The organism is uncultured Neglectibacter sp. (genome assembly GCA_937958185.1).
In the GTDB taxonomy this organism is placed as follows: Bacteria; Bacillota; Clostridia; order Oscillospirales; family Acutalibacteraceae; genus Acutalibacter.
This window is the reverse complement of sequence record CALFFN010000019.1, coordinates 60,472-82,319: the sequence shown is the minus strand read 5'-3', so window position 1 is coordinate 82,319 and position 21,848 is coordinate 60,472. Positions and strand designations below refer to the sequence as shown.

The following is a 21,848-nucleotide window of genomic DNA, read 5'->3' as shown; positions in this document are numbered from 1 at the left end:
TGGCTTTCTTCTCTCTGAAAAAGCAATCTGTCGTATATGGAAAGGAAACGCTATGAAAAAACGTATTTCTGCCACACTGCTTATTTTCCTGCTCCTGTGCGGGTGCGCCACAGGACAGACGCCCTCTTCAGACGTAAAAAGCGCCTCCTCTTCCGCGCCGGAGCCGTCCGCTTCTTCTGCGCAGACCCTGTCCCTTACCGACTCTAACGGGGACACGGTAGAGGTGCCGCAGAACCCCAGGACCGTCTGCCTGTACGGCTCCTATGCCGACGCCTGGCTGCTGGCGGGCGGGTCGCTGGTCGGCACCACGGAGGACGCGGTGGAGGAACGGGAGCTGGACGTGGGAAGCGCGGAGATCGTGGGCACGGTAAAGGAACCCAACACGGAAAAGATCATTTCCCTGAACCCGGAGCTGGTGCTGCTTTCCGCAGATATCGTCCCGCAGAACGACATTCGGGACGTGCTGGAGGACGCGGGGCTTGCCTGCGCCTACTTCCGGGTGGACACCTTTGAGGATTACGCCGGAATGATGGAGCAGTTCTGCAAGCTCACCGGCAGGCAGGAGCTGTTTGACGCCAATGTGACCCAGCCCCGGCAGCAGATCGAAGCGGTGAAAGCCGCGGTCTCGGCGCGGGGAGAGTCTCCCAATGTCCTGCTGATCCGGGCATTCTCCTCCGGCATCAAGGCAAAAACCGACGACGAGCTGGCTGGGCAGATCTTGAAGGAGCTGGGCTGTCACAACATTGCCGACGACCACCCCTCCATGCTGGAGGACCTGAGCCTGGAGGAGGTCATACAGGCGGACCCGGACTATATTTTTGTCACCACCATGGGCAGCGAGAAAAAGGCGCTGGATTATCTGGATTCCCTGATTTTGGCGAACCCCGCCTGGCAGGGGCTTACCGCCGTGCAGGAAGACCGCTACCATGTGCTGCCGAAAGAGCTGTTCCACTATAAACCAAACAACCGCTGGGGGGAAAGCTATGAGTACCTCGCAAATATCCTCTATCCCGACCTCGACCTCACAAAATAGAGCCGGGCGAAAGCTGCTGCTTGCCCTGCTGTTTTTGGTGGTTTCCGCGCTGCTGGGGCTGAGCCTTGGTTCGTCGCCCCTGCCGCTGCTCGACAGTGTGAAAGCATTGCTGCGCGGAGAAGCTTCCACCCCGGAAACCCGCATTTTGCTGTATGTCCGGCTGCCCAGGGTGTGCGCTTCCCTCCTTGCCGGGGCGGCGCTGGCGGTCAGCGGCGTGCTGATCCAGGCGGCGCTGAACAATCCCCTTGCCGCGCCCAATGTGATCGGCGTCAACGCCGGGGCGGGCTTCTTCACGTTCCTTGCCATGGCATTTCTGCCGGGGCTTCCCTGGGCAACGTCCCTGGGGGCGTTTCTTGGCGCACTGCTTGCCACTTTGATCATTTACGCGGTGGCTGCGGCAGCGGGGGCGGGAAAGCTCACCATCATTCTGGCGGGTGTGGCGGTCAGCAGCATTTTCACCGCCGGGATCAACACGGTCAAAACCTTTTCTCCCGACACGCTCTATAACGGCAGCACCTTCCTGATCGGCGGGTTCTCCGGCGTTTCCCTGCGGGACATTTTCCCGGCGTGGGGAATGATCCTCATAGCGCTTCTCGCCGCCCTGCTGCTTGCCCGGCAGACGGACGTGCTGTGCCTGGGCGAAGAGACCGCCCGCAGCCTGGGGCTTCCTGTGGGGGCAGTGCGGTTCGGGCTGATCGTCACCGCCTGCGTGCTTGCCGGGTGCGCCGTCAGCTTTTCCGGGCTGCTGAGCTTTGTGGGGCTGATCGTCCCCCACATCGCCCGGCGGCTGTTCGGCTCGTCCCACCGGGTCCTGTGCGCCGCCAGCGCGCTGCTGGGCGCAGGCTTTGTCACCCTGTGCGATTTATTGAGCAGGGTGCTGTTCGCCCCCTATGAGATCCCGGTGGGTATCCTGCTTTCTCTGGTAGGCGGACCGTTTTTCCTGTTCCTGCTGCTCCGCGGCAGGAAGAAACGGCGTTCCCTTTCCCGAAGAAATCCGGCAAAGCGGGAGGGAAATGTATGATAGTGTTTTCCAATCTCTGCGCGGGGTACGGCGGGGAAGATATCCTGCGCGGCATTGACCTGACCATTCCCATCGGGGAGATCACCACGCTGATCGGTCCCAACGGCTGCGGGAAAACCACCCTGCTCCGCACCGCCTGCGGGCTGCTGCCGCCCAGCGCCGGTTCCGTACAATTCCTGGGGCGTGACCAGCGGGACTACGGGCGGAAAGAATTTGCCCGGCTTGCGGCGTTCCTGCCCCAGTCCCGGGACATTCCCGCCATTCGGGCGGACCGCTTTGTCGCCCACGGCAGATATCCCCATCTGGCGTTCGGGCGCAGCCTGACGGAAGCCGACCGCCGTGCCGTGCGCACCGCTATGGAACAAACAGGCACCCTGCCCCTGGCGGAAAAAGAGCTGCCGGAGCTTTCCGGCGGGGAACGCCAGCGGGTGTACCTTGCCATGACGTTGGCGCAGGACGCGGATATCCTCTTTCTGGACGAACCCACTACCTATCTGGACATCGGGCAGAAATATGAGATCATGGAGCTGATCCTGCACATCAAATCCCTGGGGAAAACCGTGGTCATGGTGCTGCACGACCTGCCCCTTGCCTTTGCCTACAGCGACAATGTGGCGCTGCTGCAGGACGGCAGGCTGCTGTGCTATGGAAACGCGGAGGAGGTTTTTGACAGCGGTCTCCCCGCAAAAGCCTTTGGCGTAGCTTCCCGGAAAATCCTTCTGGACGGCAAAACGGAGTACCTGTTTCAAAAGTAAGAAACTGTAAAGTATATTTGCTTTTCAATAAATTCCAGCTATTTTACTGAATTTTGCAGATACACAGGAAGCCGGGCGCTGTGCGCCCGGCTTCCTGCTGTTGATAAACTCACCCACCCTAAAATACGGAAGGGGGAAGAGTGTGAGAGGGGACCATCAGGGTCCCTCTCTCGCGTTTCAATCAGAACTTATTGGGGAAATCTTTGGTTTCCCCAATAAGTTTGAGCGTGTCGAAAAATCTTTTTCGACACGCTCAAACTGTCTGTTATTTGCCATAGACTCTGGCGGCCACAATGGTATTGACCAGCGTGTACACGCCGTCAAAGATAAAGCCCCAGCCGATGAACACCACCAGAGACGCCATGGTGCCGAAAGGATTAAAGATCATCAGGGCGCCGAACACCGTCAGCAGCAGCGCCACCAGAAAAGATACCCACCATTTCTCAAAGCCCAGCGTTTTCATGTCCAGCGCCTTTTTCATGGCGGCAAAGCTGTCCACCACGATGTAAATGCCCAGCGCAATGGGGATCAGCGACACGATAAACTGCGGGCAGAGCAGCAAAAACACGCCGATCACCGCCAGCAGCACACCCAGAAACAGGTCGAAGCGGTTGGAGTACGCCCCGCCGTTCTGGAAATACGAGACGATGCGCACCCCGGCATAAGCCAGCGTGACCACGCCGATCAGGGCGCAGGCAAGATTCAGGGAGGAATCTGGGAACGCCATCAGGATCACTCCCAGTATGATGTAGAGCACCGATGTAAATACCAGACTGTTGCGAATACTTTTCAGCATAACAAATACCAGCTTTCTTTTGACTTGATTTTTTATTGTAATAAATTTCCAGCTCTGTTTTTGCGCTCTGCCGGAATCCCCGTGTCAGCGGCTGAGCTTTTTGACCATCAGGTACTCGTTCAGCAGAACGCCGTCCTTCCGGCGAATGGCGTCGGGACGCATACCCGTAATGCGAAAGCCCATTTTTTCATACAAGCCCCGGGCACGGGCGTTGCCCTCCACAAATTCCAGCTCCATCTGGGTGACGCCGTCCCAGCCCTCCGCAACGCGGATCATTTCCTCAAACATCTTCGTGCCGATCCCCTGACCCCAGAACTCGCTGAGCAGGGCGATGCCCACCGTGGCCCGGTGGCGGGTCTTCATTGATCCGTGCCGTTTTACCTCGCAGTTTCCGGCGATTGTGCCGTTTACCTCGCAGACCAATGTAACGGCATCCTTTGAGGAATTCATCTGCTCGATCCACTGGGCCTCCTTTTCCGGGGTGTACTTATCACATTCCTCGGGGGAGCGCACGATGAAATCCGTCTCTCCTGAAGAAACGACCAGATAATTCAATAAGCCCGGGATATCCTCGTTCCTTGGGCAGCGCAGCAGCGCTTTCCGCCCGTCCTTCAACACAAAGGGTATTTCCTTTACCAGCATACTATGTTCCTTTCCTGCCCCGCCGTCAGGCTCCCGCTCTTCCCAGCGGCTGAGCTTATCCATATTATAGGGAATCCTGTTCCCAGTTGCAAGCCTTCTTTCCTTACAGCTCTCTTACCAAATTGTAAATTTTCTCCAGCCGAAGCGCCGCTTTGCGCCCGTTATTTCCGCAGCTCCGTCCTCCTGATCTTGCCACTGATGGTCTTGGGCAGGTCGTCCCGGAACTCCACAGCGAAAAACCCGGTTCCCCCGCCGCAGGCGGGAGAACCAAAAACAGAAACAATTCATTTTGTTTCCGTCCGCAGCTCCGTTCTTCTGATCTTGCCGCTGATGGTCTTGGGCAGGTCGTCCCGGAACTCCACGATACGGGGGTACTTGTACGGGGCGGTATGCTTCTTCACGTAGCCCTGGATCTCCTTTTTCAACTCCTCCGTGCCCTCGGTGCCCCTGGTCAGCACGATAAACGCCTTGACCACCTGCCCGCGAATGGGGTCTGGCGCCGCCGTAACGGCGCATTCCAGCACATAGGGCAGCTCCATGATGACGCTTTCGATCTCGAACGGTCCGATACGGTAGCCGGAGGACTTGATCACGTCGTCGATACGTCCCACGTACCAGAAGTAGCCGTCCTCGTCCCGCCATGCGGTGTCGCCGGTATGGTACAGCCCGTCGTGCCACGCCTCTCTGGTCAGCTCCTCGTTCAGGTAGTAGCCCTTATACAGCCCGCAGGGCACCGCCTTGTCGGTGTGGATCACGATCTCCCCGGTCTCGCCTACCGGGGCGCTCTGCCCGTCCGGCAGCACGATATCCACGTCGTACAGCGGGCTAGGCACGCCCATGGAGCCGGGCTTCGACACGGTGCCCACCGGGTTGTAGATCACACAGGTGGTCTCGGTCTGCCCAAAGCCCTCCATCAGGGACAGCCCCGTCGCCCGCTTCCACTGTTCATACACCTCCGGGTTCAAAGCTTCTCCGGCGGTGGTGGAATACTCGATGGAGGACAGATCGTATTTGGACAGATCCTCCTTGATGAAAAAGCGGTACATGGTGGGCGGCGCGCAGAAGGTGGTGATATGGTACTTTGCGAACATGGGCAGGATATCGTGGGCGTCAAACTTGTCAAAATCATAGGTAAAGACGGCAGCCTCGCACATCCACTGCCCATAGTATTTGCCCCACATCGCCTTGCCCCAGCCCGTATCGGAAATGGTAAAATGCAAGCCGTCCGGGTTCACATTGTGCCAGTATTTCGCGGTGATATAATGCCCCAGGGCATATTTATAGCTGTGCTCGGCGATTTTGGGGTAGCCCGTGGTGCCGGAGGTGAAATACATCAGCATGGTATCGCTGCCGCAGGGGGAATCCTCTCTGCGCTCGTACACATCGGAGAAATTCTCCATTTCTTTGTCAAAATCGTGCCAGCCCAGGCGGTTCTCCCCCACCATGATCTTCACCTGCACGGTGTCACAGCCCCTAGCGGCGCGGTCGGCTTCATCGGCGGTCTGCCCGTCGGCGGTGCAGAGGATTGCTTTCACTCCCGCCGCCTTGTAGCGGTAATCGAAATCGTGCTCCATCAGCAGATTGGTGGCGGGGATAATGACCGCGCCGATCTTGTGCAGGGCGGTGATGACGAACCAGAACTGATAGTGGCGCTTCAGCACCACCATGACCCGGTCCCCCTTTTTGATCCCCAGGGATTCCAGATAATTTGCGGTCTTGTTGGACATCTTTTTCATGTCGCCGAAGGTAAAGCGCCGCTCGGTCTTATCCTTCGCCACATGGAGCATGGCAAGGCGGTTTGGCTCGCGCTCTGCCAGCTGATCCACAATGTCAAAGGCAAAGTTGAATTTTTCCTCGTTCTCAAAATGAATGCTTTTCAACACGCCGTTTTCGTCCAGCTCCGTCTTTACAAAGGGGGAGGAAACGGTCTCCCGTTCCTGACGGGCGAGCTTCTGGTCGATGAGCTTTTGGAAGCGGTCCTTTTCCGGGGCGAATTCCTCCGCCCCCTTGAGCACGATGGCGTAAAACTCGCAGTCTTTGCCGCCTGTGGCGATCATGCCGTGGGGCGTGCTGGAATTGTAGTAGATGGAATCCCCCTCGTGAAGCTCCTCCACATGGCTGCCCACCTGCACCCTCATGGAGCCCTTCAGCACGATGTCAAATTCCTGCCCCACATGGGTAGACAGCTTGATGGACACATTCTGTTCCGCCTCGGAATAGGGCATGGTGACGTAAAAAGGCTCGGCGGTCTTGTTCTTGAACAACGGCGCCATATTCAGATATTTGAAGCCCTGCCGCCGGGTAATGGGCAGCCCGTCGCCCTTCCGGGAAACGGTGTAGGTGGACAGGGTGGGGCTGACGCCCTTGATGAGGTCGGTGGGGTCGATCCCAAAGCGGTTGGCGCATTTGTAAATGAATGTGAAGCTGAAATCAGCCTCCCCCGCTTCATATTTTCGGTAGTCTTCCTTTGTCACATCGGTGCATCTTGCCATTTCGTCCTCGGACAGCCCCATGATCTCCCGCATGGTGCGGATACGCTCTGCAACCTCTGAGAGCTGGGCTTTCAAATCAGTTTTTTCTACGGTGTTTTCCATTGGGTAGATTCCCCCTTCTAAAAATTTTTATGCGGGATAATGATTGCAATGCGATCATTTTGGAAAAGGTTTGAGGTGCGACCCCCTCTCTTTTCCCGCAAGCTCGAAAAGCGCCGGCCTTCTCCAATCAGCGGGCACGTTCCGTGCCTATGGCTGAATGCCGCAATCGTTTTGCTGGGTTCTGGGCTGCGGTTTTTGAAAAAACAAAAATCCGCCCCAAAGACTCCTTTCGGAAATCTTTGAGACGGATGACACTCCGCGGTACCACTCAAATTGCGCTTTCGCGCCCCTCGTCGGGCTCCAGCAAGCCCTATGCACTAACGCAGCACACTCGGAAGACGTCTACTACCTTTGCGGCTGTTTTTGGTCGGAACTGCGTTGCAGTGCTTTGAAGTACAGGGAGTACGTCTTCAGCCCTGCGCCTTGTTCCGCCGCAAAATCATCTCGCAAATTTGGAAAGCGGCTGCTTTTGGTCGGAACTGTATTGCAGTCATTTACCATCAAAGGATTCGGGTCTTCGGCTCGGAAGGGATGGGCACGTTTTCGGGGAGACCCGAAAACCTGAAAGCTGCCATGCCGGCTCACACCTGCCGCCGGCTCTCTGAAAAGGAACGCTTCCCGCCGTCTTCGTCACAGCCTTTTGTCGGCTCCGGCGCAGAGAACCCCGCGCCCTTGCCTATTCAATTTTGGGGTTGAATCTGATTTTACACGATACTTTGCAGGTTGTCAAGAGCAAAATTGCAAAAATCTGAACAGCCGCTCAAAAAAGCAAAAAGCCCCCGCAAGGAGGCTTTTTATTTGTATCCATAAAAGAGGTATCCGGCAGCTGGTCACAGCACCTTGGAAAGGAACTCTTTCAGCCTTGGGTTCTGGGGGGCGGTGAAAAAGGCTTCCGGCTCATTTTGCTCGGCGATGGCGCCCTCATCCATAAACAGGACGCGAGTGGCAACGGAACGGGCAAAGCCCATCTCGTGGGTGACTACCACCATCGTCATACCGTCCTCCGCCAGCTCTTTCATGATCTCCAGCACCTCGCCCACCATTTCCGGGTCAAGGGCGGAGGTGGGCTCGTCAAACAACATGACCTCCGGGTTCATTGCCAGGGCCCTGGCAATGGCAACGCGCTGCTGCTGTCCGCCGGAAAGCTGCTTGGGATAGGCGGTTGCCTTGTCCGGCAGCCCTACGCGCTCCAACAGCTCCTGCGCTTTTTTCTCCGCCTCCGCTTTCGTCATCAGCTTCAGCTTCACAGGCGCCAGCGTGATATTTTCCCGCACGGAAAGATGGGGGAACAGGTTGAACTGCTGGAACACCATGCCCATACGGGCGCGCAGCTTGTCGATATCAGTTTTCGGGTCGGTGATGTCCACCCCGTCAAAGGTGATCGTGCCGCCGGTGGGCTGCTCCAACAGGTTCAGGCACCGCAGGAAAGTAGATTTTCCCGAGCCGGAGGGTCCGATAATGGCGATCTTCTCCCCCTGCTCGATATGCTCGTTGATCCCCTTCAGCACCATGTGTCCGCCGAAGGACTTTTCCAGGTTCTTAACGTCTATCACTTGCCCGCAGCCTCCTTTCCAGCTTGCTCTGTAGCCACGTAAAGAGAATACAGAACACCAGATACATGACGGCGATCCCAATATAAGGGAACATATACTCGTACGTTTTGGCGCCCACCGCCTCGGCATAATAAAGGACCTCTGCCGCGCCGATGGAGGAAACCAGGGAAGTGTCCTTGAACAGGACGATGAACTCGTTGCCTAAAGAGGGCAGAATATTTTTGAACGCCTGGGGAATGACAATGTGCCACATGGTGTCTATGTATCCCAGCCCCAGGGAGCGCCCGGCTTCGCTCTGCCCCGCGTCCACGCTCATCAGACCGCCCCGGACGATCTCCGCCACATAGGCGCCGGAATTGATGCCCAGCCCCAGCATACCCACAAAAAAGCGGTTGCGGCTGGTTTTGAAGATGACAAAGCCCCAGATCAGCAGCTGCACCAGCATGGGCGTTCCCCGTATCACGGTGGTATACAGCTTGCATACGGCGTTCACCACCCCCAGGGCAAAGCTGCGCCGACCAACGCGCTGCTGGTCGTGGGCGGAGCGGACCACCGCCACCAGCACGCCCAGGACAACGCCGATGACCAAAGCGCTGACCGTCAGCCCCAGCGTGGTGCCCATACCCTGCAGATAGAGCTTCCAGCGGTCCCCCGCCAGGAAAGCCATATCGAATTTGTTGATAAAATCGTTCCAGAATGCCTCCACCGGGCTTCCTCCTTTTTTGCCTGCCGCGTCTCAATCAAAAAGCGGCTCTGTATCGCCAGAAGCCGCTTTTCGCTTTGCTCAGCTCTGCTTATTCGGCAGAAATGTACTTGTCGATGATCTTCTGTACGGTGCCGTCCTCGATCAGTTCCTTCAGCGCGCCGTTGACCGCGTCCAGCAGCTGGGTATTTCCTTTCTTCATACCGATGGCGTAATTCTCGGTGACCCAGTTGCCCTCCAGGATCGTCAAGCCCTCGTTGGCGGCAACGTAAGCCTTGGCAGGCTCATTGTCGATGATCACGCAGTCGACTTGTCCGCCCTTCAGGGCTTCTACCGCCATGGCGCCATTGTCATAGCCAGTCACATGATCCTCTCCGTAGCCGCCGTTCTCCGGAGTATCAGAAGCATAGATATAACCGGTGGTGCCCTTCTGGCAGCCAATCATCTTCTCCCCCAGATTGTCCATGGTCACATCGGAGCCCTCCGGCACGATGACCACCTGCTCGCCGGTGGCGTAGCTGTCTGTGAAATCCAGAACCTTTTTCCGCTCATCGTTGACGGTGACGCCCGCCATGACGATATCGCTCTGCCCGTTCTGGGCGGCGGTGAGGGCGGCGGTAAAGTCCATGTCGTCCACCACGAGCTCCAGCCCCAGCTTCTTGGCAATGGCGTCAGCCACTTCCACGTCGATGCCCTCAAAGCTGCCGTCGTCCTTGATCATTTCATAGGGAGGGAAGGACGCGTTGGTGGACATGTGGAGCTTTCCTTTCTCCACGGTGCTTACGGCAGAACCGCTGCCGTTTTTGCCGCACCCGGCAAACAGGGAGACCATCAGCAGCAGGGCTGCCAGAAGAATTGCTGTCTTTTTCATAAAAATCATACTCCTTTTCTCGATTGTCCTGCGCTCCCATTTGGAGAAGCGCTTTGCGCAAATGTGAAATTTCATTTGCTGTGAGGTCTATTATACAGCATATTTTTTCATTTTCAAGTGGTAAAATCCCGAATATTTGCATTTTTATACACAAATATTTGTATAAAAATTCACAAAACCGCTTTATTCCTCCGATTGACAAGCCCGCTTCCAAAGGCTAAACTAAATTTATAATATAGTGGAAAAGGAGTTTTTTCAATGCCATATACAATATCCCAGATGGCGGAGCTGTTCCATGTCAAGCCCCACACACTGCGGTTTTACGAAAAAGAGGGGATCATTCAGCCGGACCGCACGGAAAGCGGTATCCGGGTGTATTCCGAGGCGGCGAAGGCACAGATGGAAATGGCGATGTGCCTGAAAAGCACAGGAATGTCCTTAAAGGATATCCGGCGGTATTTTGATCTGGTCCAGGAGGGGGACAGCACGCTGGGGCAGCGGCTGGAGATCTTTACCCAGCACAGGAGCCGCGTTTTGGAGGAGATCGACGAGCTGCAAAAGCACCTTGCCAAGATCGAGCACAAAATCGAATGGTGCCGCAGCACACTGGAAAAGCAGCAGGGGAAAAGCTGAAAACGGAATCTCCTGCTGTGCCGGCAAATACAAAAGGGAGGGCGTCTGCCCTCCTTTTTTCGGCTTTCAGCGCCGCTTTTTCGGCGAAACCTCCGAAAATAATCGACTTTCTCAAGGCGAACCTGCCAAAAAAGGAAAAATATGAATATTATGTGACAAATCTATTGATTTTCTGTGGCGGAAAAGCTATACTTATCTCGTTCACTTCCCCGCTTTATTTGACGGTCAACTTTTTCGTAAGGAACTGCAAGGAAAGCCGGGGGAAATTTTATTTTTACAGGAGTGTGAATGTTTTGGAAAAGTTCTTTAAGCTGAAAGAACACGGCACTACCGTCCGGACAGAGATCACTGCCGGTATCACCACATTCATGGCAATGGCCTACATTTTGATGGTCAACGCCGGAATGTTCGCCGACCCCTTCGGCGACGGCACCAATGTGCTGGGCGTGAGCTACGGCGCGATCTACATTGCCACCGCTATCTCCGCCATCATCGGCACAGTGCTCATCGGTCTGCTGTCCAACCTGCCTCTGGCACAGGCTTCCGGCATGGGTCTGAACGCTTTCTTTGTCTACACCGTGTGTGTCGGCATGGGGCTGACCTACGCCAATGCCCTGGTGCTGGTCCTGATCGACGGTCTGGTGTTCGTTCTGCTGACCGTTACCGGGCTGCGCAAGCTGATCTTTGACGCCATTCCCAAGGCTGTCAAGACCGCTATCGCCGCCGGTATTGGTCTGTTCATCGCCTTTATCGGTCTGCAGAACGCGGGTATCGTGGTCGGCAACGATTCCACCAAGGTTTCGCTGGCTTCCTTCAACGTGTTCAGCGGCACCGCTACCTGGGCGACCATCTTCCCCATGCTGCTCACCATTCTGACCGTGTTTGCCATCGGCGCAATGTCCAAGGCAAAGGTTCGCGGCGCGGTTCTCTGGGGCATTCTGGGCTCCGCTGTGCTGTACTACATCATCGGGCTCATTACGGTTCCCGATTTCTATGCCACCGCTGTTGCCCCCAACCTGACCTCCGATTTCTTCGGCGCGTTCAAGGATTTCGGCACACAGGCATTCGGCAAGGTCTTCACCGAGGGCTTCAACTTCACCCCCTATATTGACGCCCATGGCATGGGCGGCTTCATTGTGATGTTCCTCACCACAATGCTGGCGTTCTGCATGGTGGACATGTTCGACACCCTGGGCACCCTGTACGGCGCCTGCGCTGCCGGCAATATGCTGACCAAGGACGGCGACGTGCCCAACATGAACAAGGCTATGCTGGCTGACGCTGTTGCCACCTGCACCGGCGCTGTCTGCGGCACTTCCACCGTCACCACCTTTGTGGAGTCCTCCGCCGGCGTCGGCGAGGGCGGACGGACAGGGCTCGCTTCCATGGCGACCGCCGTCATGTTCCTTATCGCCATGTTCCTGTCTCCCGTGGCACAGCTGATCCCCACCTATGCCTGCGCTGCCGCCCTGATCTATGTGGGCGTGCTGATGATGGGCAATGTGCGCAACATCGACTGGAGCGATTCCGCCACCGCCGTTGTGGCGTTCCTGACCATTGCCATGATGCCCCTGACCTACAACATTTCCTACGGCATCGCCTTTGGTCTGATCGCTTATATCTTCATCAAGCTGTTCACCGGCAAGATCAAGGAAATCAACATCGGCACCTGGGTCATCGGTATCCTCTTCGCTCTGATGTTCTTCCTGACTCATTAAAATTTATCATAAATTTTAATGAGTTTACCCATAAAACAAGCTCTCGTTGGGTTTACGCACTAAATTGCGTTTTCCTGCAACGCACGCAAAAAGCGCGCGGTTCCAAAAGAACCGCGCGCTTTTCCTCTTTGTTTCAGGTCTCTGACCCGGAAGCCTTTGACCAACTGTGGAACAGGGAATTTTCCCCGTATTCCCGTTCTAATATCTCATACAGCTCCGCCGGGGTCTCCCTGCAATCCCTGTCCAGCCATATGGTCAGCAGGGAAGCCATTCCGGCAGTAAAGAAGCGGTAGTGGTAAACGCCCTCTCCCGGAACGCCGCCCTCGACTTCGCGTTTCTGGATTTTTTGGACCCGCTCCTGAAAGGGGAAATTCAAAACGTCGATCAGACGGGAAGCGCCGTTGGTTTCTTTGAAATATAAGGAATAAAAATCCCGATACTCTTTTACAAAGCAAAAAACGCTTTCCATGGCTTCCCGGAAGCCTCCCCCTTCCTGGAAAACTGCCATCAGCCGCTGGGCATGAAGGTTTGCCATGCTTTTCTCCACCTTCTCCACCACATCGAACACGTCCTGATAGTGGGCATAGAAGGTGGAGCGGTTGATTTCCGCCTTTTCGCAGACCTCCCGCACGGTGATCTTCCCAAGGGGGCGGCGCTCCAGCTGAATGATCTCAAAAACCGCCCGGATAATCGCTTCATCGGTGCCCTGCGCGCGTTTGTTGTTTTTCGTATTCATAAAAAGCCGCCTTTCTGAAAAAATTTTTATTATTCCAACACTTATCGGAATATTGATGGTTGCCTGTGGTCTTCCTACGGATTATACTATAGGTGCAATAAAAAAACAAGTGTTGGTTTAATAACCGTCAATTCTTTTCAGGAAAGGAAGATCGCAATGAAAAACGAAAGCATGATGAAGAAAGCGCCGGTCTGGAAGCTGTTGCTTACCATGGGGCTGCCCGTTGTAGTTGTGATGATCGTCAACGTGCTGTACAACATGGCGGACGTGTTCTTTATGGGACAAACCGGGGAAACCATGCAGGTGGCAGCCATTTCGCTGGCGGGTCCGGCGTTCAACATTTTCACCGGCATGGGCACGCTGTTCGGCGCGGGAGCCTGCACTGCCATTGCCATGGCGCTGGGAGCGGGAAAACGGGAGGAGGTAAAGCGTTACACCTCCTTCTGCGTGGGGGGCTCGGTTCTCGTTGGGGTGGTTCTCACCTTTGTTATGCTGATTTTCATGGACCCGCTGCTGTCCCTGATGGGCGCAAATGAGGAAACCATGGGCTACGCCTCCACCTATCTCACCATCATCGCCCTGAGCTCTCCCGTCATGATGTTCAGCGGCGCGCTGGGCAACGCCGTGCGGGCGGACGGCTCCTCCGCCAGGGTCATGGTCATCAGCCTGATCGGGACCTTTACCAACATTCTGCTGGACCCGCTGTTCATTCTGGTATTTCAGTGGGGCATTGCCGGAGCCGCGGCGGCGACCGTGCTGGGCAACATGGTCACAAGCGTTCTGGTGTTCCTCCATATCCGTAAAACCGACTGCTTCTCCATCTCGCCCAAATACTTTACCTTGAAGAAAGAGGTCTCCCTCCGCATTTTGGGGTACGGGCTGCCCATGGCGGCAGGCACGGTGCTGATGTGCTTTTCGGGAATGTTCAGCAACCAGCTTCTGGTGGGATACGGCAACATTGCCGTGGCGGCAAACGGCGTAGCGGGAAAGGCGGGAATGCTGGTGGGCATGATCGTCATGGGCGTCTGCATGGGGATCCAGCCCGCCATCTCCTATGCTTACGGCGCAAAAGACCAGAAGCGCCTGCGGCAGATCGTGATCGGCACGGGCATTGCCTCCACCATAGTCAGCATTGTCCTGGGCGGCGGGTTCCTGCTGTGCAGGGAGAGCTTCATCACCGCCTTCCTGGACGACCCGCAGGTGCTGGAAATCGGCAAGCTGATGATGCTGAACCTGCTGGCGGCTCCCACCTACGGAATTTACCAGCTTTGCTCCGTCTATTTGCAGGGCACGGGAAAAGTGTCCTACGCCACCCTCACCGCCCTGCTGCAAAAGGGCATTATCCTCCTGCCGGTGCTGTATCTCATGGAATCCCTTTTCGGGCTGATGGGCATTATTTTCGCCGGAGTGGTCACCGACCTGCTGTCCACGGCGGTTGGCGTGGTCCTGTGCCTGGTCTGGGCAAGGAAGCAGAAAAGCCAAGCCCGCTTCGCATATTCCGGGGCGGAAGCGCAGCCCGTTTCCTGAACAGCTCACAAATTTGTAAGAAAGCGTAAAAATTCCAACAGAAACCTGCAAGGGCTTTTTCAACACAATGCCGTATCCTGAAAACAGAAAAAATTCTGCAAAAGGAGACGGTACGATGAATGGGTTGAAAAAGCTCTTGCTTTTTGCGGCAGCGCTGCTGCTTCTTACGGGCTGTGGAGCAAAATCCGGCATGGAGCAGCCGGAAAGCAGGCAGGAGACGGGAAAAACCTTATACACTACGGTGGTGCATTACAGCGGCGAGGACGACGACAAGAAATATCTGCAGATCGCGGAGCGCAGCCAGAAGCTGTTTCCCCTGCTGGAGGAGCATTTGGGCGCGTTTGTCGTGAACGCCTATAATTTCCAGAACGAGGGCGGCGAGCCGCTGTATACTCTAAATACGCTGCATTATCCGGCGGAGATAGACCCCTATGGAAAATGTATCGAAGTCAGCAAGAATTATTTTTCCTATTTCCCGGTGGAAACAGCGGACGGCAGCGACATGGAAACCCAGCTCAGCGCCGATGAAAATACGCTGGACCTTCTGGTGTCGGAACATTTCCGGGAAAAGGAAGCCGATATTCTGAGCGCTTACCGGGACGCATTCTATTTTGAAAAGGTGACAGCGTTCAACGAATACAACCAATCTGCCGGGCGCTCTGAACGCTCGGCGCTTACTTCGGAGGACTTGTCGGTCCACATTATCTATGTAAAAGACGGGCAGCGGTATTTTGTCCCGGGTTCCAATTGTATCACGGAGGACGGCGGCTGGCTTACCGAGCCCATCGTAAAGGTCTATGACGCTGCCAAGGTTCACTGTAACTATGCCCACAGCAATCTGTCCCAGTGGACGTATTTTTACGCCGATACCCCTAACGCGGAAGACGCTTTTTCCCTCCTGCTGCCGGACGTAAAAGCCTGTGGGGCGGAAGAAAGCTTTCAAAAAGTATCCCTGGCAGAAAGGCAGCCGTGATTTTTTCTTGCAATTTCCCTGTAGCTGTGATAGACTGAGCTTAGCCCCTCGAAAGGAGTGTTGTGCTATGAAACAAAACAAGGTGGTTCGGAAAATCTGATATTCGGGCGGGGAACCCCGCCGCAAAGCAACCTTTCGAGTGCAATATGTTGGCTTCGTAAAAACGCGCCGCAGAGAGCAGTCCTTGCAAGGCTGCTTGCTGCGGCATTTTTGCGCCCATTTTTGGAAAGGAGAGATGTGCGATGAGACATGATATGGCAAAATCGGAACTATGTGACGGAAAAAACAGATGGGAGGGAATCTATGACAGATCAGAAATACGGGCTCGGGCAGGCTCCGGCTTCCGCGGGAAACGGCGCCCTCGCCCGGGTGATCGCCGTTCATAAGGAGCGGTACCACCTGGTCCGCGAGCAGGGGGACTGCTACGGCAGACTGAAGGCAAGCAGCTATTTTGACAGCGTTTCAGAGCTTTTCCCCACCGTGGGGGACTTTGTAGAGATTCAGTACAATCCGGCAGGCGACAGCGTGATCCTGCACACCCTGCCCCGGCGCACCTTCTTTTCCCGGATCGAACCGGGAGCGGGACGCCCGATAGAACAGGCAGTGGCTGCGAATTTTGACACGGTGTTCGTGGTGCAGTCCCTCAATGAAAATTTCAATGTGGTGCGGCTGGAGCGCTATCTCACCCAGGCGTGGCAAAGCGGCGCCCGCCCGGTGGTGGTGCTGACAAAAGCCGACCTGCCCGGCGACCACAGCCGGGAGATACTTGCGGCGCAGGAGGCGGCTCCGGGGGTGGAGGTGCTTGCCGTCAGCGCAAAGACGGGACAGGGGCTGGACGGGCTGGCTCCCTACCTGAAGCCCGGGGAAACGCTGGTGTTCCTCGGCTCCTCCGGCGTGGGGAAATCCAGCCTGCTAAACGCCCTTGCGGGAGAAGAATTGATGGAGACCGGGGCGGTTCGGGAATCGGATTCCCGGGGGCGGCACACCACCACCCACCGCCAGCTGTTCCAGCTGCCCTGCGGGGCAATGGTCATTGACACGCCGGGTATGCGCACCCTGGGAATGTGGGACGTGACCGACGGCTTGGGCGGCGCGTTCCCCGATGTGGAGGAGCTGCTGGGAAAGTGCCGGTTTTCCGACTGCCGCCATGAAAACGAGCCGGGCTGCGCCATACAGGAAGCCCTCCGCCGGGGCGAGCTTTCCCCGGAGCGCTGGAAAAGCTATCAAAAGCTGCAGCGGGAGGCTATCTTTGCCCAGGGGAAGGAAAACTTCCGAATGCGGAAGCAGCTCTACCGTTCGGCGGCAAAGAAGCTGCGGCAAAAGAAAAAGTACGACAGGCACGGATAATCCCTGAAAACGGGCGGCTTGGGGGCTTTCCTCCAAGCCGCCCGTTCCATGGCAAGGATTGACAATCCCTAGGAGACAAGGTATAATTTTCCGTATTGGAAAAAGTATGATATTATCGACTTGTAACGAGGTTTTTTATGAAACGGAGCCAAAAAATAATCAACGGGGGCTTTCTGCTGGCGCTGGCGCTTTTCTTCCTGCTGGGGCTGGGCAGGACCGTTTTCCGCCCCAAAGAGATCAATTCCTATGAAAACACCACCGCCGACCGCCTGCACCGCCCCACAGTGGAAACAGTGCTGGATTCCAGCTTCCAGGAATCGGTGGAAGAGGCTTTTTCCGATCAGGTCCCTTTTTCGGAGCTTTATAAAAAGGTCTATAATACCGCCAACTCCAAGCTGCTGCTGAAAATCCTTTCCGGCTATTTGGCAGGCAAGCCGGAGTGCTATGTCCACATGCGGAACATGAACATCTATGCCGGGGATTATCTGGTCTACACCCCCTCCCTTTTACAGGATAACGAGGTGCGCCAGAACAGTCTGAACACAAAGATCGACGGGCTGAACAAGCTGTTCTCCGCTTTCCCCGATCTGGATTTCTATGTCTATTATATTGAAAGAGACGCCGACGTGAACTTTGAAACAGGGGCAAAAAACGGCGTTCGTGAAAAGCTATTCGCCGACCTTGCGCTGCCCGCGGAACGGCTGGGCGTTTTTCAGATAGACGGCTTTGAAGAATACAGGCGCAGCTTTTATCACACCGACCACCACTGGAACTGTTACGGTTCCTATCAGGGCTATCAGGAGGTGCTGCAGCTTTTGAACGTGGACGAGCCCCCTTTGCAGCCGGTGGAAGAGCTGGTTCTGCCCGGGTACCGGCTCAGCGGCTCCAAGGCGGGCACCATAGGCGCCAGCGGCGTGTTCACCGAGGAATTTCCCGCCTACCGCTTTGCCTATCCCGAAATGAAAATCTCCATCACCGGGAATGAGGAAGCCGCCGATTATGGCAATCAGGACGCCTACTTTGCGGGCGAGCCCGATTCTATCTCCTACGGTGCTTTTTACGGAGGGGATTCAGGAGAAGCCGTGTTCGACACGGGGAACAGCGAAAAGGAAAACATTCTGGTGCTGGGGGAATCCTACGACAACGCCATCTTAAAGCTGCTGGCTTCCCACTTCCACAAGACCTGTTCCGTGGACCTGCGCAGCTATGAGCGGGCGGTGGGAGCGCCCTTCGATTTCACCGCCTATGTGCGGGAGCACGATATCACCAAGGTGCTGCTCATCGGCAGCGACAGCTATTTTACTATGCCGGAATTTCTGCCGGCGTTCACACCGGAGGGATAACGTATGGTATTCAGCAGCTTGAGCTTTCTCTACCTGTTCTTCCCCCTGTGCGCTGGTCTTTACTACGTTTGCAAAAACCGTACCTATCGCAATACGGTGCTGCTCCTCTGCTCTTTGGGCTTTTACGCCTGGGGCGAGCCGAAAAACATCGTGCTGCTGCTGTTGGCGTCACTGGTGGCATATCTCTGCGGGCTTTTGATGGAGCACTGGAAGGAGCGCCCCGGCAGGCGCAAAGCGGCGTTTATCACAGGCGTGGTGCTGCTTACGGGGAACCTGTTCGTCTTCAAGTACCTGAATTTCTTCGGGGACAACCTGAACAAACTGGGCGTGCCGCTGTCCCTGCCGGACATCGCGCTGCCCATCGGCATCAGCTTCTACACGTTCCAGATCCTTTCCTATGTGATCGACCTTTACCGCGGGGAGATCCAGCTGCAAAAAAACTATTTCTACCTGACCCTGTACGTCAGCTTTTTCCCCCAGCTGATCGCGGGACCCATCGTGCGGTACCAGACCATTGAAGCGGAAATCCTCGACCGCCGCGAAACCCTGGAGGACGTGACCACAGGCGTGAAGCGGTTCATTCTGGGTCTGGCAAAAAAGGTCATCATCGCCGACAACGTGGGGCGCATTGCCGAGATCATCTACGCCGGCAACCCTGAGATATACGGCAGCGCCATGTACTGGCTGGCGGCTGCCGCCTATGCGCTGCAAATTTATTTTGATTTCTCCGGCTACAGCGATATGGCCATCGGCATGGGAAGAATGTTCGGCTTCCACTTCCTGGAAAACTTCAATTATCCCTATCTGTCCCTGTCTATCACGGATTTCTGGCGGCGGTGGCACATTTCCCTGTCCACCTGGTTCCGGGACTATATCTACATTCCGCTGGGCGGCAACCGTGTCAAAAAGAGCCGCTGGGTCTTCAATATTCTGGCGGTGTGGGCGCTGACCGGCTTCTGGCACGGGGCACAGTGGAATTTCCTGCTGTGGGGCCTGTATTATGGGCTGCTGCTTCTGGTGGAAAAGCTGTGGCTGGGCAAGCTTCTGGAGCGCTGCCCCAAGGCGGTGCGGTGGCTGTACGCCATGTTCTTTGTGCTGATCGGCTGGGTCATTTTCAACCTGACGGATTTCGGTCAGATGACCTCCGCCCTTGGCATGATGTTCAACTTCACCCCCACGGACTTTACCAGAATGCTCGCGGCGGACACCGCCATCGTAAAGGCGCTGCTCTATGTGCCGTTGGGCGTGGTGTGCTCTGCCCCGTTGCTGAAAAAGCTGGGGAAGCGCCTTCCCAGGGAAGGCGCCGGCGGCACGCTGGTCCTGCTGATAGAAGACGGACTGTATCTGGCGCTTATGGTGCTCTGTGTGGCTTTCGTCATCAGCGCCACCTACAACTATTTCATTTATTTCCGTTTCTGACGCATTGCAGAAAAACAGGGCACTGGAATTTCCCATTGGAAAATCCAGTGCCCTGTTTCTTTATGTGCTGATTTCATCAAATGCAAAAGGGACAGCATCGTGAAAAGCGCGAACAGCCCCAAATACGGCATTGCCGGAAAATTTTTTTACTGAAATTCCGTCATATTACACCAGTAGCGCATGGGCATATTGTTCCGGCGCAGCTTGGGGTTTATCCGCCCTTCGATGGCGATCGTGTCCACAAAGCGCTTCCACAGCGCCCGGTACGCTTCTTCTTCCTCGTCCGGCGGGGGCAGGTCGATGCTGTCCGCCTGGAAAAACTCCCGGCTGCCGGTTTTGCGGTAGAGAAAGCCCAGATGGTGGTTTTTATCGTAGATCATCAGGTTCTCCCCGGAAAACCTGTCGCAGAAATGAGAGACGATCAGGGGCAGCACATTGTTGTTGGGGGTGATCTCCGCCGCCAGAAATTCCCCCAGGTCGGAAAACCGCAGAAACTCCACATGGTAGTGGGCTTCATTTTTCAAGTACAGCAGCGCCTTGTTCATGGCGTGCACGTCGTCATTGGCGGCAAGCTTTGTCACCGCCGCGCCGTATTTGTAGCCCAGCAGCAGGAAGCGGAGTATCTTCATCTCCTTCTCCTCCATGCAGGTGAGAAAAGCGCTGCGCACCATGTGGTAGGCTTCCGGGGAAATCCTTTTGGGAATGGAGCGCTCTACCCGCCCGGCAAGCTTTTCCTCCGTAGCGATGGCTTTCACCGGGAACAGGGTCGCCTGCGGCTCGTCCAGCAGCTGAATGCCCTGGGGCAGGCGCTTATCCTGAAAGCATTCCGCCACGCAGCACAGGAAGCCGGGAAACGTGCCGTCGTAGCGATACACTAAATCTGACCTGTCAGGCATTTTACCTTATCCTCCTTACTGGGCGCAAACAGGGACATCTGCTCCGGCGGGGCAAGCTCCCGCTGGGAAAAGCCCCGTTCGCTGACTGCCCCGGCGATCACCGCCGGGTTATCCGTAGGCAGGGGGGAAATGGATTTTCCATTGCATACGATAAAATATTTTGCCCGTTTCAGCACCACGCCCAGCTTTTTCAGAGCGTCGAAATCCAATTTCGCGTACCGCCGGGCAGAGCGGATACGCATGGCGCTTTTCACCCCAATGCCCGGCACGCGCAGCAGCATTTCGTAAGGCGCGCGATTGATCTCCACGGGGAAATGCTCCATGTGGTTCACCGCCCAATTGCATTTCGGGTCCAGCAATGGGTTGAAGTCCGGGTGCTCATCGTCCAGGATCTCCCCTGCCTGAAAGCCGTAAAACCGCAGCAGCCAGTCCGCCTGATAGAGCCTGTGCTCCCGCAGCAGCGGCGGCGGGGTGTCCCGTGCGGGCAGGTTCCTGTCGCTGACCATGGGCATATAAGCGGAAAAAAACACTCTTTTCAGGCTGTATTTACGGTACAGCCCCTCGGTCAGGGAAAGGATCTGCCGGTCGGTTTCCGGGGAAGCGCCGATGATCATTTGGGTGGACTGCCCAGCGGGAACAAATTTCTGCGCCGACTTGTACTTCACCAGATCGGTGGTGTTCTCCCGAATGCCGTCCCGAATCTGCCCCATGGGGGCTAAAATCTTTTCCTTGCTTTTCTGGGGCGCCAGCAACGCAAGGCTCTTTTGAGAGGGCAGCTCAATATTCACGCTCATGCGGTCGGCATAAAAGCCCAGCTGCTCCGTCAGCCGGGGGCTTGCCCCGGGGATCGCCTTTACGTGGACATACCCCCAGAAATTTTCTTCCTCCCGCAGCTTTTTCAGCGCCTTCAGCATCAGCTCGCAGGTGTAATCCGGGTTTTTTACCACAGCGGAGCTCAAAAACAGCCCCTCGATATAATTGCGACGGTAAAATTGAATGGTCAGGCTCACCAACTCGTCAGGTGTAAAGGTGGTCCGCTTTGCATCTAAAGAGTGCCGGTTCACGCAATAGGAGCAGTCATAGGCGCAGTCGTTGCTCATCAGGACCTTCAGCAGCGAAATGCACCTGCCGTCGGCGGCAAAGCTGTGGCATATCCCGGCTTTCACCGCATTTCCCAGCTTTCCCGGCTGACCGGGGCGGTCCACGCCGCTGGAGGTGCACGCCACATCGTATTTGGCGGCGTCTGTTAAAATTTCCAGCTTTTCCAGTAAGTCCATTGTTCCAAGCT

At 56.0% G+C, this 21,848-nt stretch carries 19 protein-coding genes; 10 read left to right on the top strand and 9 right to left on the bottom strand.

All coding sequences use genetic code 11. From position 1 onward, the window contains the following. The first annotated feature begins 52 nt into the window (after positions 1–52). The 3 genes from AB8996_RS05345 to AB8996_RS05335 are packed head-to-tail and all read left to right on the top strand — an operon-like array spanning position 53 to position 2,809. Entirely contained in the window at positions 53–1,033 is a 981-nt protein-coding gene (locus AB8996_RS05345; RefSeq protein ID WP_369297942.1) for an ABC transporter substrate-binding protein, read from the top strand. Continuing rightward, complete coding sequence (locus AB8996_RS05340; RefSeq protein WP_369297941.1) at positions 984–2,054, top strand: FecCD family ABC transporter permease; 1,071 nt, start codon at positions 984–986, stop codon at positions 2,052–2,054. Before AB8996_RS05345 ends, AB8996_RS05340 begins: the two co-directional genes overlap by 50 nt. Beyond that, complete coding sequence (locus tag AB8996_RS05335) at positions 2,051–2,809, top strand: ABC transporter ATP-binding protein (protein ID WP_369297940.1); 759 nt, start codon at positions 2,051–2,053, stop codon at positions 2,807–2,809. Before AB8996_RS05340 ends, AB8996_RS05335 begins: the two co-directional genes overlap by 4 nt. A 265-nt stretch (positions 2,810–3,074) precedes the next feature. Here AB8996_RS05335 and AB8996_RS05330 read toward each other — a convergent pair whose 3' ends face one another. From AB8996_RS05330 to AB8996_RS05305, 6 genes are all read right to left on the bottom strand, one after another. After that, positions 3,075–3,605 (bottom strand): HdeD family acid-resistance protein, encoded by a 531-nt coding sequence (locus tag AB8996_RS05330; RefSeq protein WP_369297939.1) that lies wholly within the window; start codon positions 3,603–3,605, stop codon positions 3,075–3,077. A gap of 84 nt (positions 3,606–3,689) precedes the next feature. Next, complete coding sequence (locus AB8996_RS05325; protein WP_369297938.1) at positions 3,690–4,310, bottom strand: N-acetyltransferase family protein; 621 nt, start codon at positions 4,308–4,310, stop codon at positions 3,690–3,692. Between the two features lie 221 nt (positions 4,311–4,531). Continuing rightward, positions 4,532–6,841 carry an AMP-binding protein gene (locus AB8996_RS05320; RefSeq protein ID WP_369297937.1) on the bottom strand — a complete coding sequence of 770 codons (2,310 nt, stop codon included), beginning with the start codon at positions 6,839–6,841 and terminating at the stop codon, positions 4,532–4,534. An 830-nt stretch (positions 6,842–7,671) separates the two neighbouring features. Further along, positions 7,672–8,394: an amino acid ABC transporter ATP-binding protein gene (locus AB8996_RS05315; RefSeq protein ID WP_369297936.1), complete on the bottom strand. Its 723-nt coding sequence runs from the start codon at positions 8,392–8,394 to the stop codon at positions 7,672–7,674. Then, the gene (locus tag AB8996_RS05310; RefSeq protein ID WP_369297970.1) at positions 8,381–9,061 is read right to left on the bottom strand and encodes an amino acid ABC transporter permease; all 681 of its coding nucleotides are present in this window, start codon (positions 9,059–9,061) and stop codon (positions 8,381–8,383) included. Before AB8996_RS05310 ends, AB8996_RS05315 begins: the two co-directional genes overlap by 14 nt. A 127-nt stretch (positions 9,062–9,188) precedes the next feature. After that, on the bottom strand, positions 9,189–9,968 hold the full coding sequence (locus AB8996_RS05305; protein WP_369297935.1) for an ABC transporter substrate-binding protein: 780 nt from the start codon (positions 9,966–9,968) through the stop codon (positions 9,189–9,191). Between the two features lie 258 nt (positions 9,969–10,226). Here AB8996_RS05305 and AB8996_RS05300 point away from each other — a divergent pair, with 258 nt between their 5' ends. Both AB8996_RS05300 and AB8996_RS05295 read left to right on the top strand, forming a co-directional pair. Next, positions 10,227–10,601 (top strand): MerR family transcriptional regulator, encoded by a 375-nt coding sequence (locus AB8996_RS05300; protein WP_369297934.1) that lies wholly within the window; start codon positions 10,227–10,229, stop codon positions 10,599–10,601. Positions 10,602–10,885: 284 nt separating this feature from the next. After that, a complete protein-coding gene (locus tag AB8996_RS05295; RefSeq protein WP_369297933.1) occupies positions 10,886–12,319 on the top strand; it encodes an NCS2 family permease in 1,434 nt (477 codons plus the stop codon). 133 nt (positions 12,320–12,452) lie between these two features. Here AB8996_RS05295 and AB8996_RS05290 read toward each other — a convergent pair whose 3' ends face one another. Then, positions 12,453–13,055, bottom strand: coding sequence for a TetR/AcrR family transcriptional regulator (locus tag AB8996_RS05290; protein ID WP_369297932.1), 603 nt, complete (start codon positions 13,053–13,055; stop codon positions 12,453–12,455). A 156-nt stretch (positions 13,056–13,211) separates the two neighbouring features. On the opposite strand from AB8996_RS05290, the gene AB8996_RS05285 reads away from it, so the two are divergent. The 5 genes from AB8996_RS05285 to AB8996_RS05265 all read left to right on the top strand — a co-directional run bounded on the left by AB8996_RS05285 (position 13,212) and on the right by AB8996_RS05265 (position 19,664). Further along, positions 13,212–14,582, top strand: coding sequence for an MATE family efflux transporter (locus AB8996_RS05285; protein ID WP_369297931.1), 1,371 nt, complete (start codon positions 13,212–13,214; stop codon positions 14,580–14,582). A 115-nt stretch (positions 14,583–14,697) separates the two neighbouring features. Further along, entirely contained in the window at positions 14,698–15,555 is an 858-nt protein-coding gene (locus AB8996_RS05280) for a hypothetical protein (RefSeq protein WP_369297930.1), read from the top strand. A 303-nt stretch (positions 15,556–15,858) separates the two neighbouring features. Continuing rightward, positions 15,859–16,902 carry a ribosome small subunit-dependent GTPase A gene (gene rsgA, locus AB8996_RS05275; protein ID WP_369297929.1) on the top strand — a complete coding sequence of 348 codons (1,044 nt, stop codon included), beginning with the start codon at positions 15,859–15,861 and terminating at the stop codon, positions 16,900–16,902. 137 nt (positions 16,903–17,039) lie between these two features. Next, positions 17,040–18,245: a DHHW family protein gene (locus tag AB8996_RS05270; protein WP_369297928.1), complete on the top strand. Its 1,206-nt coding sequence runs from the start codon at positions 17,040–17,042 to the stop codon at positions 18,243–18,245. Between the two features lie 3 nt (positions 18,246–18,248). Continuing rightward, positions 18,249–19,664 (top strand): MBOAT family protein, encoded by a 1,416-nt coding sequence (locus tag AB8996_RS05265; RefSeq protein WP_369297927.1) that lies wholly within the window; start codon positions 18,249–18,251, stop codon positions 19,662–19,664. 146 nt (positions 19,665–19,810) lie between these two features. On the opposite strand, the gene AB8996_RS05260 is transcribed toward AB8996_RS05265, so the two are convergent. Both AB8996_RS05260 and AB8996_RS05255 read right to left on the bottom strand, forming a co-directional pair. Continuing rightward, complete coding sequence (locus AB8996_RS05260; RefSeq protein ID WP_369297926.1) at positions 19,811–20,560, bottom strand: TIGR03915 family putative DNA repair protein; 750 nt, start codon at positions 20,558–20,560, stop codon at positions 19,811–19,813. Further along, entirely contained in the window at positions 20,539–21,837 is a 1,299-nt protein-coding gene (locus AB8996_RS05255) for a putative DNA modification/repair radical SAM protein (protein WP_369297925.1), read from the bottom strand. The genes AB8996_RS05260 and AB8996_RS05255 overlap by 22 nt, the downstream gene beginning before the upstream one ends. Positions 21,838–21,848 lie beyond the last annotated feature (11 nt).